The organism is Mycobacterium sp. VKM Ac-1816D (assembly GCF_000416385.1).
Lineage (GTDB): Bacteria > Actinomycetota > Actinomycetes > Mycobacteriales > Mycobacteriaceae > Mycobacterium > Mycobacterium neoaurum_A.
On record NZ_AOHQ01000117.1, the window covers coordinates 131296 to 145295 of the forward strand.

Here is a 14000-nt window from a genome sequence, read left to right on the forward strand (position 1 = left end):
TAAACGGCCCACTCGTTTCACACACCGCTGCCCGGGGTGACCAGTGCCACTCGCGCGCAGCGCCGATGCCCGGGAGGTGCCGACAGGCTCAGGACAAGGTGGCCGGACGCAGCACCACCACCGGGGTGGTGCGTGACGGTCCGTCCTGCAGCAATGCGATCACCCTGCCGTCGGGCGCGACGGCGGCATAGATCCCGTCGATGCCCGCCACGTCCAGCGGGCGGCCGTGGCCGGTGTCCAGCGCTTCCTTCTCGGTGAGATCGCGCCGGGCGAACCCCTGCAGGCAGGCCTGGTCAAGGCTGTAGGACAGCCGGGCCTGCTCGGCGAGGTCGTCGAGCGTCCGCGCCTGCTGCAGGTCATACCGCCCGACCGCGGTGCGTCGTAACGCCGTGAGATGCCCGCCCACCTGCAGCCCCGCACCCACATCACGCGCCAGCGCCCGGATGTAGGTGCCCGAGGAACAATCGACCTCGACGTCGACGTCGGTCAACCCGCCGCCCCTGCGCACGGCGGTCATCTCGAATCGGGAGATGCGCACGGGTCGGGCGGGCAGCTCGACGGCGCGGCCCTCACGAGCGAGTTTGTAGGACCGCTCGCCGGCGATCTTGATCGCGCTGACCGCCGACGGCACCTGCGCGATATCACCCCGCAGCCGCGCGAGCGCCTCCTCGATCTGCGCGTCGGTGACATGCTCGGCGGGCACCGTCTGCAGCACCTCGCCCTCGGCGTCCTCGGTGGAGGTGGTCTGCCCGAGGCGGATGGTGGCAACGTAGGACTTGTCCGTGCCGGTGATCAGCCCGAGCAGTTTGGTGGCGCGCTCGATACCGATGACCAGCACCCCGGTGGCCATCGGATCCAGCGTGCCGGCGTGGCCCACCTTGCGGGTGCCGAACAGCCGTCGGCAGCGCCCGACGACGTCATGGCTGGTCATTCCGGCGGGCTTGTCGACGATCACCAGGCCCGGAGCCGGAACGGGCTTGCTCACAGCGTGATCGCCGTCAGCGCGATCCCACCGGCCACCGACCACCGACCGTCCAGCGCGCTCAGCGGCGGGCCGTGCTCGGCGGCGGGGTCGATCAGGATGGTCGACCGGAACGTGCCGGCCGTGCCGGTGCCGTCGACGGTGAAGGTGATGTGGGCGTCCTCGAATCCCAGCCATCGGTGCGTCAGCGGATACCACGCCTTATAGGTGGCCTCCTTGGCGCAGAACAAAATTCGATCCCAGTGCAACTCTGCGGGGAGCGCGGAGATCTGGTGGCGCTCGACCGGAAGACTGATGGCGTCGAGCACGCCCTTGGGCAGCTCTCCATGCGGCTCGGCATCGATGCCGACCGACCGCACCTGCCCCTGCCTGCCCACCACGGCGCCGCGGAAGCCATCGCAATGGGTGAGGCTGCCGACCACCCCGTCGGGCCAGCACGGTTCACCCTTGTCACCCTTGAGGATCGGCACCGGCGGCACGCCGATCTCGCCGAGCGCGATCCGCGCACAGTGACGCACGGTGACGAATTCGTTGCGCCGCTTGGCAACCGACCGCGCCACCAGGGGCGCCTCCTCGGGCAGCGGTGTCAGATCCGGCGGATCGTGGTACATCTCGGCGGTCGAGACCATCTCGGGGACGACGGCGGGCAGCAGCATCTACTTGCTCCTGCGCGAGGCGATCCGGTCCTGCATTTTCTGTGCGTTCTCCCGCATCTCGTCGGTGATCTCGAAATGGCCGCCGAAGTCGTTGAGGTAGCCGGGCGGATACTTGGGGTCCGGCAGGATCTGACGCAGCCAGCGATATGGCTTGCGGCGGCGCCATTCTCGGGGATATCCGACCGACACCTCTTCGAATCGCACGTCGTCATACCAGGTGGTGCGCGGGATGTGCAGATGGCCGTACACCGAACAGATGGCGTTGTAACGGGTGTGCCAATCCCGGGTTGCGGTGGTCCCACACCACAGCGCGAACTCGGGGTAGAACAGCGCATCGCACGGCTCGCGCACCATCGGGAAGTGGTTCACCAGCACGGTCGGCGTCATCCAGTCGAGCTCCTCCAATCGCTTGCGGGTGTAGGCCACCCGGTCGCGGCACCACGCATCGCGCGTGGCGTAGGGCTCGGCCGAGAGCAGGTACTCGTCGGTGCCGACGATATTGCGCTCCTTGGCCAGCGCGAGCCCCTCGGCCTTGGTGCCAGTGCCCTCGGGCAGGAACGAATAGTCGTAGAGCAGGAACATCGGCACGATCGTGGCCGGGCCGCCCTGCTCATTCCACACCGGGAACGGATGCTCGGGCGTGACGATCCCCATCTGGTCGCACATGTCGACGAGGTAGTCGTAGCGGGCGCGACCGAAGATCTGCATGGGGTCGCGGGTGGTGGTCCACAGTTCGTGGTTACCCGGCACCCAGATGACCTTGGCGAACCGCTTACGCAGCAGGTCCAGCGCCCAGCGAATCTCGTCGGTGCGTTCACCGACGTCCCCGGCGACGATCAGCCAGTCATCGGGACTGGACGGATACAGAGACTCGGTCACCGGCTTGTTGCCGGTGTGCCCGGTATGCAGGTCACTGATCGCCCACAACACCGGTCGTCGTTGTTCCCGGGACGGCTTCGAAACAGGCGAGGACACAGCGGTCCAGCGTACTTGCCGGGCACGGACGCCCCCGAGATGCCCGAACCCGGGCAACTAGAACCTGTTCTCGTTTAGACTCCCGGCAGGGTTCGTGCGGACCCTCGGGTCGGATGACGATGTATGGGGGTTCGATGGGTGCCAAGCTGCGCCTGCTATCGGCGTTGAGTGCGCTCGTCGCGGCGGTGATCGTCGTGTGGCAGACCAACCCGGCCGGCACGCCGGTCACGGTGAGCGTCGACGACCTGCCCATGACCAACGTGTCGACCACGATCAAATGGCCGGTCATCGAGACGACCGACCCGCGGCCGTTCGACCCGTGCGAGGACATCCCTATCGACGTGGTGCAGCGCATCGGCCTGGCCCTCACGCCGCCGACGCCCGAGGACGGGCTGCGCTGCAAATACGACGCCGGCAACTATCAGATGGCCATCGAGGCGTTCGTGTGGCGCACCTACGAGGCGACGCTGCCCCCCGACGCGGTCGAACTCGACATCGCCGGGCATCGGGCCGCCCAGTTCTGGATCATGAAGCCGACGGACTGGAACGATCGATGGTGGGTGACCTGCATGATCGCCTTCAAGACCAGCTACGGCGTGCTGCAGCAGTCGGTGTTCTACTCCCCCATCCATTCCCCGGATCGGCCGGACTGTCTGCAGGTCAATTTGCAGCGCGCCAACGAACTGGTGCCGTACTACAAGTTCTGACGCCGCTTCTGAGCCCACGTAGTGTTCGTTAGGTGAGCTCACGACTGTCCCGTCACGCCCGGCAGGCCTTGAGCCGGGTAGTGAATGTCCCTTCGCCCAGCACCGACTTCGTCGTGCACAAGCGCCTCCGGGTGCCGATGCGCGATGGCGTGGAACTCCTGGCCGACCACTACGAACCGCTGACGACGACCCCGGCGGGCACCCTGCTGGTCCGGGCGCCGTATGGCAGGCGTTTCCCGTTCACCTTGTCGTTCGGCAGCGTCTACGCCAGCCGCGGGTATCACGTCGTCTTCCAGAGCGTGCGGGGCACGTTCGGTTCCGGCGGCGAGTTCACGCCGATGGCCAACGAGGTCGCCGACGGTGCCGACACGGTGGCCTGGCTGCGGGACCAGCCCTGGTTCACCGGCACCTTCGCCACCGTCGGGCTGTCCTACCTGGGCTTCACCCAGTGGGCGCTGCTGGTCGAGCCGCCCGCTGACCTGGCCGCGGCGATCATCACCGTCGGTCCGCACGATTTCGCCGAATCATCCTGGGGCACCGGCGCGTTCTCGCTCAACGACTTCCTCGGCTGGAGCGATATGGTCTCCCATCAGGAGGAACCAGGCCTGGCGCGGGCGCTGGCGCGCCAGGCGACCGCGGGGCGGCGGGTCCTGGCCGCGGCACGGGATCTGCCGCTGGGCACCGGCGGACGCGCACTGCTCGGCGAGGGTGCGCCGTGGTACGAATCCTGGTTGCGGCCTCCGCAGGACGATCCCGAGCATTGGCAACGCCTGGCCGCCGGCGCGGCCCTGGACCGCACGGAGGTGCCGGTGCTGTTGCTCGGCGGATGGCAGGACCTGTTCCTCGACCAGACGCTGGCCCAGTATCGACGGCTGCGCGACCGAGGCGTCGAGACGGCCCTGACCGTCGGATCGTGGACCCACACCCAGGTGATGACCCGCGGCGGTGCCACCGTCCTACGCGAGACGCTGGACTGGCTGGGCACGCACCTGGGCGGCGCGCCGTCGACGCGGCGCCATCCGGTGCGCATCCACATACATCAGGCCGCCGGCGACGGGTGGGTCGAGCTGGACGATTGGCCGCCGGCCACAGCGCACCACACGCTGTACCCGCGCGCCGACGGCGCCCTGGCCGGCACCCCGGCAGGCGGGCACCTGATGTTCACCTATCAGCCTGCCGACCCGACCCCCACCGTCGGCGGCCGGTTGCTGTCCCCCGACGGCGGTTATCGAGACGACTCCGCGCTGGCAGATCGGGCCGATGTGCTCGCGTTCACCGGCGAGCCGCTGCCGGCGGACCTCTATGTCGTCGGTAGTCCCGTCGTCGAACTCACCCACCGCGCCGACAATCCACACCACGATGTGTTCGTGCGGATCAGCGAGGTCGACGCCAAGGGCCGGTCCCGCAATGTCAGTGACGGATTCCGGAGGTACACAAGCGATTCCGTATCAGAACCGATCCGCATCGACCTGGACGCGGTCGCGCACCGGTTCGCCGCGGGATCTCGGATCCGGCTGCTGGTGGCCGGCGGGTCGCATCCACGCTACGCCCGCAATCTGGGCACCGGTGATCCGGCGGTGTCGGGTACCGCGATGCGGCCGGCCACACACACCGTGGTCTTCGGCGAGGAGACCCGGGTGGTCCTGCCCGCCGACAGCCAGCCGCCGTCAACCCACTGAGTCGCGCACGCGGGCGCCGATGGCTGCCAGTGTGCGGAGATCGTGAACCGGTGCGGCGTAACGGCTTTCGGAGACCGGCAGGGTCACCCAACTGGCGCATCCCCGGTACTGCGGGGTGCGCTCCAGGCGCACGGGGTCCACGAGCGCACGGGCCTGGACCACCAATACCGTCAGTCGGTGCCGCGGACGGAAGTCCAGCCGGTCGGCACGCACGGACTCCGCGGTCCAGATGTGCAGATCGAAGATGTCCTCGATCCGGTCAGGACGGTTGACCTCGACCGCGGCCACCACTTTCGCCCCGGCCCGCAGCAGCACCGCATCATCGGTGCTGTCCGCCGAGCCGGACAGCGTGTCGCGGTGTTCGGGACGCACCCGCTCGGCGTGCGAGTGCGCGACCGTGGGGAACAACAGGAATTCCTCGGAGCTGACCTCGAACCGCTTTTCGTGGATGCCGCCCTTGCGCAGCAGCACGGTCTGCCGCCCGTCGAGCAGGGCGTGCACCGCCGCGCCCCACTCCTTGAGCGCCGGTGTACTCACAGACCGAGCCGGGCCCGCACCTCGGGGCGGCGCAGCGGCGGCACGGTTTTCGGCGGCTGCCGTCGTGGCGGCAACTGCGCGAGCAGACGTTCGGTGGTGGCGGTGACCTCGGCGACGGCCGCCTCGAACGCATCGGCATTGGCCACGGTCGGGCGGGTGACCCCGCTGATCTTGCGGATGTACTGACGCGCGGCGGCCTCGATCTCCTCGGGGGTCGCCGCCGGTTCCAGCCCGCGCAACTCGGTGATGTTTCGGCACATGAGTCCACGATAGGCCCGCCCGCGTGGCCGTGACAGAGGTCGATACGGTGGGCGAATGACCGACTCGCCAGTCCTGCTGATCGACACCACCGACCGGGTCCGCACCCTGACCTTCAACCGCCCACAGGCGCGCAATGCACTCTCGGCGCGGTTGCGCGGGGAGTTCATCGCCGCCCTGCGGGACGCCGAGGCCGATGATGACGTGGATGTGGTGATTCTGACCGGTGCCGACCCGGTGTTCTGCGCGGGACTGGACCTCAAGGAACTCGGCGACACCACCGAACTGCCGGATATCTCCCCGAAGTGGCCGCCGATGCGCAAGCCCGTGATCGGCGCGATCAACGGCGCGGCAGTCACCGGCGGCCTGGAGATGGCGCTGTACTGCGATGTGCTGATCGCCTCGGAGCGGGCCAAATTCGCCGACACCCACGCCCGCGTCGGCCTGTTGCCGACCTGGGGACTTTCGGTGCGGCTGCCGCAGAAGGTCGGCGTCGGCATGGCCCGGCGGATGAGCCTGACCGGTGACTACCTCTCGGCGCAGGATGCGCTGCGCGCCGGGCTGGTCACCGAGGTGGTGCCGCACGACGAGTTGCTGCCCACCGCCCGGCGGATCGCGGCGACCATCGTCGGCAACAACCAGAAGGCCGTACGCGCGCTGCTGGAGTCCTACCACCGCATCGATGCCGAACAGACCCAGGCCGGGCTGTGGATCGAGGCCGAGGCGGCGCGGGCGTGGATGGCCACCGCCACCGGCGATGACATCGCCGCCAGTCGTAGTTCGGTCATCGAGCGCGGACGCACCCAGGTGTAGCCGCACACCGGCGACCTGCACCACCTCGCTTTGCTCATATGAGCAAAGATATGCGCATACGTTGACGTAACCTCACGGTAATTCCTACGGTGATGGACGTCACGCGCTTCGACGCCGAAGCGCACGTAAGGAGTTGCAATGAGGTTCGCAAAGGTCGTCACCGGATTCGCGATCTCGGCCGCACTGGCGATCGGCACCACCGCGTGCTCGATGCCCGGCGAGAACGGATCCGCCACCAACAGCGCCACCACCGACGGCACCGTTGTCATCGGCTTCAGCCAGGCCACCCAACAGAGCCCGTTCTATGTGGCGCTCTCCGACGCCGCCCGCCAAACCGCCGAGGGCGACGGCAACGAGTTCTACTTCGCCGACGCCAACGGCGACGTGACCAAGCAAAACAACGACGTGCAGGACCTCATCACCCGTGGCATCAACGTGCTGGTGATCAACCCGGTCGACCCCAAGGGCATCGCACCATCGCTGGCTGCCGCCGACGCGGCAGGCATCAAGGTCGTCACCGTCGACCGACCCGTGGAATCCGGTGCGGCGGCCTTCGTCGGCCGCGACAACAAGGCCATGGGCCAGATCGTCGGCGAGGCCGCGGTGTCCGCACTCGGCCCGGCCGGCGGCAAGATCATCGAAATCCAGGGCGATGCCGGCGGCGCGGTGGCCCGCGACCGGCACGAAGGATTCGCCGCCGCCGTCTCCGCGCAGCCCAACATCACCGTGATCCCCGGCCCCTACAGCGACTACATCCGCGCCAATGCCGTCACCGCCATGCAGGATCTGCTGCAAGCCCACCCCGACCTCAAAGCCGTCTATGCGCAGAACGACGATATGGCCCTCGGCGCCCTGCAGGTGCTCGCCGAGAACAACCGTGCCGACGTCAAGGTGTTCGGCGTCGACGGCCTGATGGAGGCCGTCCGGGCCATCGCCGACGGCGACGAATACGTCGCCACCGCGCTCAACGACCCCAATGCCGAGGGCGCACTGGCCGTGCAGACCGCCGTGAAGGTGGCCCGCGGCGAGACGGTCGACGAGTTCATCGACGCCGGAACGGGTCTGGTGGACAAGTCCAACGCCGCATCGCTGCTCGGTGACACCACCTTCGCCAAGGCACCGCAGCCGCCGGCCTGACACCGACACGCCTTCGAATCGCGAACGATCAAGAGAGAGAAGTCATGACAACCGAAGCACCGGCGCGCGACCTCACGCCCGAGCAGAACATCCCGCAGACGATGACGGCTGCCGTCATGCACGCCCCCGGCGATATCAGGGTCGAGGAGGTCACGACGCCCCGGCCAGGACCCGGCCAGGTACTGCTGAAGATCGCCGCGTGCGGTGTCTGCGGTTCCGACATCCCCCGGATGCTGCGCAACGGCGGCTACATCATGCCGATCATCTGCGGCCACGAATTCTCCGGCTGGGTGGTCGAACTCGGTGAGGGCGTGACCGGGTTCGAACTGGGTGAACTGGTGTCGGTGCCGCCGCTGATCCCGTGCCGCAGCTGCGATTTCTGCCTCAAGGGCGCGTTCGGACTGTGCGAGAACTACGACTACTTCGGCAGTCGCTGCGATGGTGCGTACGCGCAGTACGCGGTATCTCCGGTGGGCAACCTGCTCAAGCTGCCCGCCGGTATCGACCCGCGGGCCGCCGCCATGCTGGACCCGGCAGCCATCGCCCTGCACGGTCTGTGGAAAACCGGCCTGCGGGCCGGGCACCGGGTGCTGGTGATCGGTGCCGGCCCCATCGGCCTGTTCGGAGTCCAGTGGGCACGACTGCACGGTGCCACCGAGGTCGTTGCGGTCGACCTCAGCGAGGAGAAGGCGGCGATGGCCCGCCAGGCCGGTGCCGACCACGCCGTCCAGGGTGTCGAGGAGGCAAAAGCGCTCGGCGGGCGCGGGTTCGACATCGTGCTGGAATCGGCGGGCGTGCCGGCGACCGCCGACATGGCGGCCAATCTGACCGGTCCGCACGGCCACGCCGTGTTCATCGGCATCCCCCACGCACCGGTACCGCTGGCCAAGGAGACCTTCAATCAGTTCATGCGCCTGGAGGCCACCCTGCACGGGTCGTGGAACTCCTTCTCCGCGCCGTTCCCCGGCGACGAATGGCGCACATCGGCGAAGATGATGTCGACCGGCCAACTCGAGTGGGAGTTCATGATCACTCACGAGCTGCCACTGTCGGCGCTTCCGCAGACGATGCATCAACTCGGTGAGCGCTCGATCTTCTCCTCGAAGGTTCTGTTCCTGCCCAACGAGGACTGATCATGGGGATTCTGCTGTCGATCGACCTGGGCACCGAGGGTGCCCGGGTCGGCGCGTTCACCGAGGACGGTCGGGTGCTGGGCACCGCGCACCGACCGTATGGCACCCGGTTTCCGCGACCGGGCTGGGCCGAACAGGACCCTCGCGACTGGTGGGCGGCGCTCACTGCCGCCAGCCGCGAGTTGTTGGACGGCCAAGCATGTCGCGGCGCGGGTGCGGTGGTGGCGATCGCCGCGTCCACCACGGCCTCGACCGTCGCGGTACTCGACGGCGCAGGCGAGCCGCTGCGACCCGCCATCCTGTGGATGGATTGCCGAAGCGGCGCCGAGTCCGCACTCACCGCCGAACTCGTCGACGAGCATCCCATCCTGAAATGGTCAGGTGGCTCGGATGCCTCGGAATGGCTGGTGCCCAAGGCGATGTGGCTGCACACCCACGAACCGGACATCTACCGGTCGGCGGCGCGCATCGTCGAGGCCGTCGACTACGTCACCTTCCGGCTCACCGGCGAATGGGTCGGCTCGCAGATGAACGCCGTATGCAAATACAACTACGACACCCTCGCCGGGCGCTTCCCCGACGAATTGTACCGGGCCCTCGGCGTACCGGATCTGACGGCCAAACTTCCCGACCGCATCGTCGCCGTCGGCGGTGTCGCCGGAGCGCTACACCCGGCCGCTGCCGCCGATCTCGGGATCACCGGCAGCCCGGTGGTCGCCGTCGGCGGCATCGACGCGCACGTCTCGCTGCTGGCCTGCGGTGCCGAACTGCACGGGCTGGTCTCCCTTGTCTCGGGGACCTCGTCGGCGATCATCGCCGAGGTCGACGAGCCGACCGACACCCGCGAGATCTGGGGCCCCTACCCGCGCGCACTGCACCAGGACAAGTGGCTCGTCGAGGGCGGGCAGGTCGCCAGCGGTTCAGTGCTCAAATGGGCAGGCGAGTCCATCATGGGCGTTGCCCGCCAGGACCTTCCGGCATTGATCGACGAGGCGGCCGCGGTCGACCCGGCCACTCACGGGCTGCACGCACTGGACTACTTCATGGGCAACCGCACGCCCTACCGCGAACCACGGTTGCGCGGGACCGTGGTCGGTCTGTCCCTGGGAACCACCAAGGCCGAGCTCTACCGGGCGATGGTCGAAGCGGTCGCCTGCGGCACCCGCAGCGTCGTCGACTCCTTCGAGCGCGCCGGGGTGTCATGCGAGCGGCTGGTGTTCTCCGGCGGTATCGAACGCAATACGTTGTGGCAGCAGGTGACCGTCGACGTCCTCGGCCGCCCCGCCGAACTGGTGGTCGGCGAGAACCTCACCCTGCGTGCCTGCGCGGTGATCGCCGCGACCGCCGCCGGGGTCACCGGATCGCTCGACGAGGGATCGGCGCTGTTCGCCCCGACGGTGCGGATACTCGAGCCCGATCCTGCACGGATTGCGTTGTATCAGAACACCTTCGGTGAGTACCAGCGGCTCACCGAGATCATGGCGCCGTTCATGCGCGACAGCGCCGATGCGCTGACCGCGCGCACCGTCGCCACCGCGGATCGGGTGGGTTCCTGATGGCGCGCCCGACCGAACCCAAAGCCAGTGGACCCAGCCACACCCAGTTGATGCTGCACGTCGCGCAGAGCTACTACGAGCAGGGCCGAACCCAGGAGGACATCGGCCGGGAGCTGCACCTCACCCGCTGGAAGGTGGGCCGACTGCTCGACGAAGCTCGCGAGGTCGGCATCGTGCAGATCAAGATCGTGCATCCGCAGGCCCGGCGCACCCACCTCGAGGTGCGCATGCGCGGCGAGTTCGGACTGCGTGAGTGCATCGTCGTGCCCGGCCCGGAACGCCCCGGCTCGGACGACCACATCGCCGCCGCCGCAGCGGGTTACCTCAAGGCCAACGCGCAGTCGATCGCCACGCTCGCGGTCTCCTGGGGTAACACCCTGCAGCATGTGGCGGCGGTGTTGCCGGCCGGCTGGACCAGCAATATCGAGGTCATCCAGGCCAACGGCGGGGTCAGCCGTTCGGTGCGGCCCACCACGGCGGCCAATATCGCCACCAGCATCGCGCACAGCGGCAACGGGCGGGCCACTCTGTTGCCGGTACCTGCCATCGTCGAGCGGATCGAAACCCGGGATGCGTTGTACGCCGAGGGTTTTGTCGTCGACGTGCTCAACGGTGCCCGGCAGGCCGATGCGCTGCTGTTCTCGCTTGGAGCGTCCGGACCGACCTCGGTGCTCGTCGAATCCGGCGCGGTCACCCCCGCCGAGTTGCGCGAACTCGACGCGGCCGGGGCGTGTGGTGACGTGCTGGCCCACTTCCTCACCGCCGACGGGCAGATAGCCCATCCCGGTATCGACAGCAGGACCGTCGGCCTAGGGCTCGACGATGTCCGCAACGCCAACTGTGCGATCGCCGTCGCCGCGGGGCCCGCCAAGGTCCCGATGGTCGGGGCGGCCTTGCGCAGCGGGCTGTGTTCGGTGCTGATCACCGACGAACCCACCGCGACCGCAGTTCTGGAGCAGACCGCCAAGGCTGGAGGAATGGCATGACCGATCTGGACTCCACCCCGCCGTCGGCCGCCGCGGGGTCCCGGCGGACACGTGTGGACCGACCCACCGCGCTCAGCATGGTCGGGATCGTCAAGTCGTTCCCTGGCACGAAGGCCTGTGCCGGCGCCAGCCTGGAGGTGGCCGAGGGCGAGGTGCACTGCCTGCTCGGCGAGAACGGCGCGGGCAAGTCCACGATGATGAAGATCCTGTCGGGCTCGTATACACCGGATTCGGGAACGATCACCCTGAGCGGGGAGGCGGTGAGGTTCAGCTCCCCCATCGACGGTGTGCGTGCCGGGATCAACACCATTTATCAGGAACTGGACCTGGTGCCGGATATGACGGTGTCGCAGAACCTGTTTCTCGGACACGAGCCGCGGCGCGGCCCGTTCGTCCACCGCAGGGCTCGCGACCGCCGGGCGGCAGCGGCAATCGCCCGGGTCGGCGGCAGGTTCGCGCCGACCGCCGTCGTCGGCGAACTGTCGGTGTCGGATCAACAGCTCACCGCGATCGCCAAGGCGCTCACCACCGATGCCCGCATCGTGATCATGGACGAGCCCAGCGCCACCCTGACCGATCATGACCTCGCGGCCGTCTTCACCGTGATCCGCGAACTGACCGCCGAGGGCAAATCGGTCATCTACATCTCCCACCGGCTCGACGAGATCAAGGCCATCGGCGACCGCGCCACCGTGATGCGCGACGGCACCACGGTCGGCGTCTTCGATATCGCCTCGGTGACCAAGGAGGAGTTGGTGGAGGCCATGATCGGCCGAACCGTGCAGGCGCGTCCGCCACGGCAACCTCGCGCCCTTTCCGGCGCTCCCCTGCTGAACGTGCGTAGGGCCACCATCGACGGTGTCATCGACATCCGCGATGTCACCGTCGGCCGTGGCGAGATCGTCGGCCTCGCGGGTCTCGGCGGCGCCGGCCGATCCACCCTGCTGGCCACCATCTTCGGTGACCGCAAGGCCGCGCTGGACATGACGTTCAAGGACGGGCACATCACCTCGCTGACACCGCGTTCGGCGGTCGGCTGCGGTATCGGACTGGTTCCCGAGGACCGCAAAAGGCAGGGCCTTTTCCTGGAACAGTCGATCCTGCGCAACGCCGCCATCGCCGCGTTGCCGCCGCGGCGGATCAACCCGCTGGCCAAGGCCCGCGACGTGTGCGGCCCGCCGTTGGAGCGCCTCGGTGTGAAGTTCGCCAGCGTCGAGCAGCCCGTCGGGCAACTGTCCGGCGGCAATCAGCAGAAAGTGGTGCTGGCCAAGTGGATTGCCCGCGGCATCGATCTACTGCTGCTCGACGAGCCGACCCGCGGTTTGGATATCGGCGCCAAGGCCGACCTGTTCGAACAGGTCCAGGCACTGGCCGAGACGGGCGTCGGTGTCGTGATGGCATCGAGCGAACTCAGCGAGCTCACCGAGAACTGCCACCGCATCTGGGTCCTGCACGAGGGCCGCAACATCGCGCAGTTCGAGCCCGCCACCACCCCCACAGCGGATATCGCCCGCTGCATCGTCACCGGAAGAACGAAGACTGACAATGACTGACCTGATCGATCGGCCCGCCGACTCGGCCGCCGGCGCAACGAAATCGAGCCGCCGCGCCGTCTTCATGCGGTTCAACCTGCTGTTCATCTTCATCGCGTTGTTCGTGGTGGCCTCGGTGTCCGCACCACAGTTCCTCACCACCGGAAACATGGCCAACCTGCTGCAGCAATCCAGCCTGACCGGCATCGTCGCGATCGGGATGACGGTGGTGATCCTCACCTCGGGTATCGACCTGTCGGTCGGCAGCGTCGCCGCGCTGTCGGGAATGCTGGTCGCCATCTTCATCGGCCTCGGTCTGGCCTGGCCGCTGGCGATGGCGCTCGCGATCGCCTCCGGACTGGTGCTCGGCGGCGTGATGGGCGGCCTGAGTGCGTATCTGGTGCTGCCTGCCTTCATGGTCACCCTCGCCGGTATGCAGAGCATCCGCGGCCTGACCTATCTGACCACCAACGGCACCCCGACCACCGCGGAGATCCCGATGGGTCTGCGCTTTCTCGGCGCCGGGTCGATCGCCGGCGTCCCGGTCGTCGGCATCATCTTCGTGGCGACCACGATCATCGTGGGACTCGTGCTGCGGCGCACCACCTTCGGCGAACACATCTATGCCGTGGGCAGCAACGCCCAAGCGGCCCGGCTGTCGGGTCTGCCCGTGCAACGGATCACCACCATGGCCTATGTGATCAGCGGTGGGCTGGCCGCCCTGACCGGAGTCCTGCTCACCGCCCGGCTGACCATCGGCCAGCCGACGGCCAACGCCGGCCTGGAACTCGACGCGATCGCCGCGGTCGTGCTCGGCGGCACCAGCCTGTTCGGCGGCAAGGGCGGGGTGCTGGGCACCTTCATCGCCGTACTGTTGCTGTCGGTGCTGCGTAACCTGTTCAACCTGCTGGGACTGAGCTCGTTCTTCCAGATGCTGGTCACCGGCCTGATCCTGATCGCGGCGCTGATCATGAACTACTTGTTGGACCGCCAGTCCAAGAGCGCCGCCTGATTTCTCCCACCCCGTCAGAAGGAAAGACAGAAGCACA

14 protein-coding genes are annotated in these 14000 nt (G+C 68.1%); 9 read left to right on the forward strand and 5 right to left on the reverse strand.

Annotated features, from left to right (window positions below):
* Positions 1 to 88: 88 nt before the first annotated feature.
* The 3 genes from truB to G154_RS05530 are packed head-to-tail and all read right to left on the reverse strand — an operon-like array spanning position 89 to position 2613.
* Positions 89 to 985, reverse strand: coding sequence for a tRNA pseudouridine(55) synthase TruB (truB, locus tag G154_RS05520; RefSeq protein WP_019513069.1), 897 nt, complete (start codon positions 983 to 985; stop codon positions 89 to 91).
* On the reverse strand, positions 982 to 1638 hold the full coding sequence (locus tag G154_RS05525; protein ID WP_019513070.1) for a 4'-phosphopantetheinyl transferase: 657 nt from the start codon (positions 1636 to 1638) through the stop codon (positions 982 to 984). The genes truB and G154_RS05525 overlap by 4 nt, the downstream gene beginning before the upstream one ends.
* A complete protein-coding gene (locus G154_RS05530) occupies positions 1639 to 2613 on the reverse strand; it encodes a metallophosphoesterase (RefSeq protein WP_023985619.1) in 975 nt (324 codons plus the stop codon).
* Positions 2614 to 2747: 134 nt separating this feature from the next.
* Here G154_RS05530 and G154_RS05535 point away from each other — a divergent pair, with 134 nt between their 5' ends.
* Both G154_RS05535 and G154_RS05540 read left to right on the forward strand, forming a co-directional pair.
* Positions 2748 to 3320 carry a DUF3558 domain-containing protein gene (locus G154_RS05535; RefSeq protein ID WP_019513072.1) on the forward strand — a complete coding sequence of 191 codons (573 nt, stop codon included), beginning with the start codon at positions 2748 to 2750 and terminating at the stop codon, positions 3318 to 3320.
* Positions 3321 to 3352: 32 nt separating this feature from the next.
* A complete protein-coding gene (locus tag G154_RS05540) occupies positions 3353 to 4999 on the forward strand; it encodes a CocE/NonD family hydrolase (RefSeq protein ID WP_023985618.1) in 1647 nt (548 codons plus the stop codon).
* Here G154_RS05540 and G154_RS05545 read toward each other — a convergent pair.
* Together G154_RS05545 and G154_RS05550 are read right to left on the reverse strand one after the other, a co-directional pair.
* On the reverse strand, positions 4988 to 5536 hold the full coding sequence (locus tag G154_RS05545) for a DUF1802 family protein (RefSeq protein WP_019513074.1): 549 nt from the start codon (positions 5534 to 5536) through the stop codon (positions 4988 to 4990). The genes G154_RS05540 and G154_RS05545 overlap by 12 nt on opposite strands.
* On the reverse strand, positions 5533 to 5796 hold the full coding sequence (locus G154_RS05550; RefSeq protein ID WP_019513075.1) for a DUF2277 domain-containing protein: 264 nt from the start codon (positions 5794 to 5796) through the stop codon (positions 5533 to 5535). The genes G154_RS05545 and G154_RS05550 overlap by 4 nt, the downstream gene beginning before the upstream one ends.
* 55 nt (positions 5797 to 5851) lie before the next feature.
* Here G154_RS05550 and G154_RS05555 point away from each other — a divergent pair, with 55 nt between their 5' ends.
* The 7 genes from G154_RS05555 (at position 5852) to G154_RS05585 (ending at position 13963) form a co-directional block, all read left to right on the forward strand.
* Entirely contained in the window at positions 5852 to 6607 is a 756-nt protein-coding gene (locus tag G154_RS05555; RefSeq protein ID WP_019513076.1) for an enoyl-CoA hydratase, read from the forward strand.
* Between the two features lie 138 nt (positions 6608 to 6745).
* On the forward strand, positions 6746 to 7744 hold the full coding sequence (locus G154_RS05560) for a substrate-binding domain-containing protein (protein WP_019513077.1): 999 nt from the start codon (positions 6746 to 6748) through the stop codon (positions 7742 to 7744).
* 44 nt (positions 7745 to 7788) lie between these two features.
* Entirely contained in the window at positions 7789 to 8877 is a 1089-nt protein-coding gene (locus G154_RS05565) for a galactitol-1-phosphate 5-dehydrogenase (protein WP_019513078.1), read from the forward strand.
* 2 nt (positions 8878 to 8879) lie between these two features.
* The gene (locus G154_RS05570; protein ID WP_019513079.1) at positions 8880 to 10433 is read left to right on the forward strand and encodes a ribulokinase; all 1554 of its coding nucleotides are present in this window, start codon (positions 8880 to 8882) and stop codon (positions 10431 to 10433) included.
* Complete coding sequence (locus G154_RS05575) at positions 10433 to 11419, forward strand: sugar-binding transcriptional regulator (protein WP_019513080.1); 987 nt, start codon at positions 10433 to 10435, stop codon at positions 11417 to 11419. Before G154_RS05570 ends, G154_RS05575 begins: the two co-directional genes overlap by 1 nt.
* Entirely contained in the window at positions 11416 to 12972 is a 1557-nt protein-coding gene (locus G154_RS05580) for a sugar ABC transporter ATP-binding protein (RefSeq protein WP_019513081.1), read from the forward strand. Before G154_RS05575 ends, G154_RS05580 begins: the two co-directional genes overlap by 4 nt.
* Positions 12965 to 13963, forward strand: coding sequence for an ABC transporter permease (locus G154_RS05585; protein WP_019513082.1), 999 nt, complete (start codon positions 12965 to 12967; stop codon positions 13961 to 13963). Before G154_RS05580 ends, G154_RS05585 begins: the two co-directional genes overlap by 8 nt.
* The last annotated feature ends 37 nt before the right edge of the window (positions 13964 to 14000 follow it).

Bases quoted from the DNA above. Each gene is read 5' to 3' on its own strand.
- G154_RS05525 (WP_019513070.1), bottom strand. From the start codon at position 1,638: ATGCTGCTGCCCGCCGTCGTCCCCGAGATGGTCTCGACCGCCGAGATG.
- G154_RS05535 (WP_019513072.1), top strand. From the start codon at position 2,748: ATGGGTGCCAAGCTGCGCCTGCTATCGGCGTTGAGTGCGCTCGTCGCG.
- G154_RS05550 (WP_019513075.1), bottom strand. From the start codon at position 5,796: ATGTGCCGAAACATCACCGAGTTGCGCGGGCTGGAACCGGCGGCGACC.
- G154_RS05555 (WP_019513076.1), top strand. From the start codon at position 5,852: ATGACCGACTCGCCAGTCCTGCTGATCGACACCACCGACCGGGTCCGC.
- G154_RS05560 (WP_019513077.1), top strand. From the start codon at position 6,746: ATGAGGTTCGCAAAGGTCGTCACCGGATTCGCGATCTCGGCCGCACTG.
- G154_RS05565 (WP_019513078.1), top strand. From the start codon at position 7,789: ATGACAACCGAAGCACCGGCGCGCGACCTCACGCCCGAGCAGAACATC.
- G154_RS05570 (WP_019513079.1), top strand. From the start codon at position 8,880: ATGGGGATTCTGCTGTCGATCGACCTGGGCACCGAGGGTGCCCGGGTC.
- G154_RS05575 (WP_019513080.1), top strand. From the start codon at position 10,433: ATGGCGCGCCCGACCGAACCCAAAGCCAGTGGACCCAGCCACACCCAG.
- G154_RS05580 (WP_019513081.1), top strand. From the start codon at position 11,416: ATGACCGATCTGGACTCCACCCCGCCGTCGGCCGCCGCGGGGTCCCGG.
- G154_RS05585 (WP_019513082.1), top strand. From the start codon at position 12,965: ATGACTGACCTGATCGATCGGCCCGCCGACTCGGCCGCCGGCGCAACG.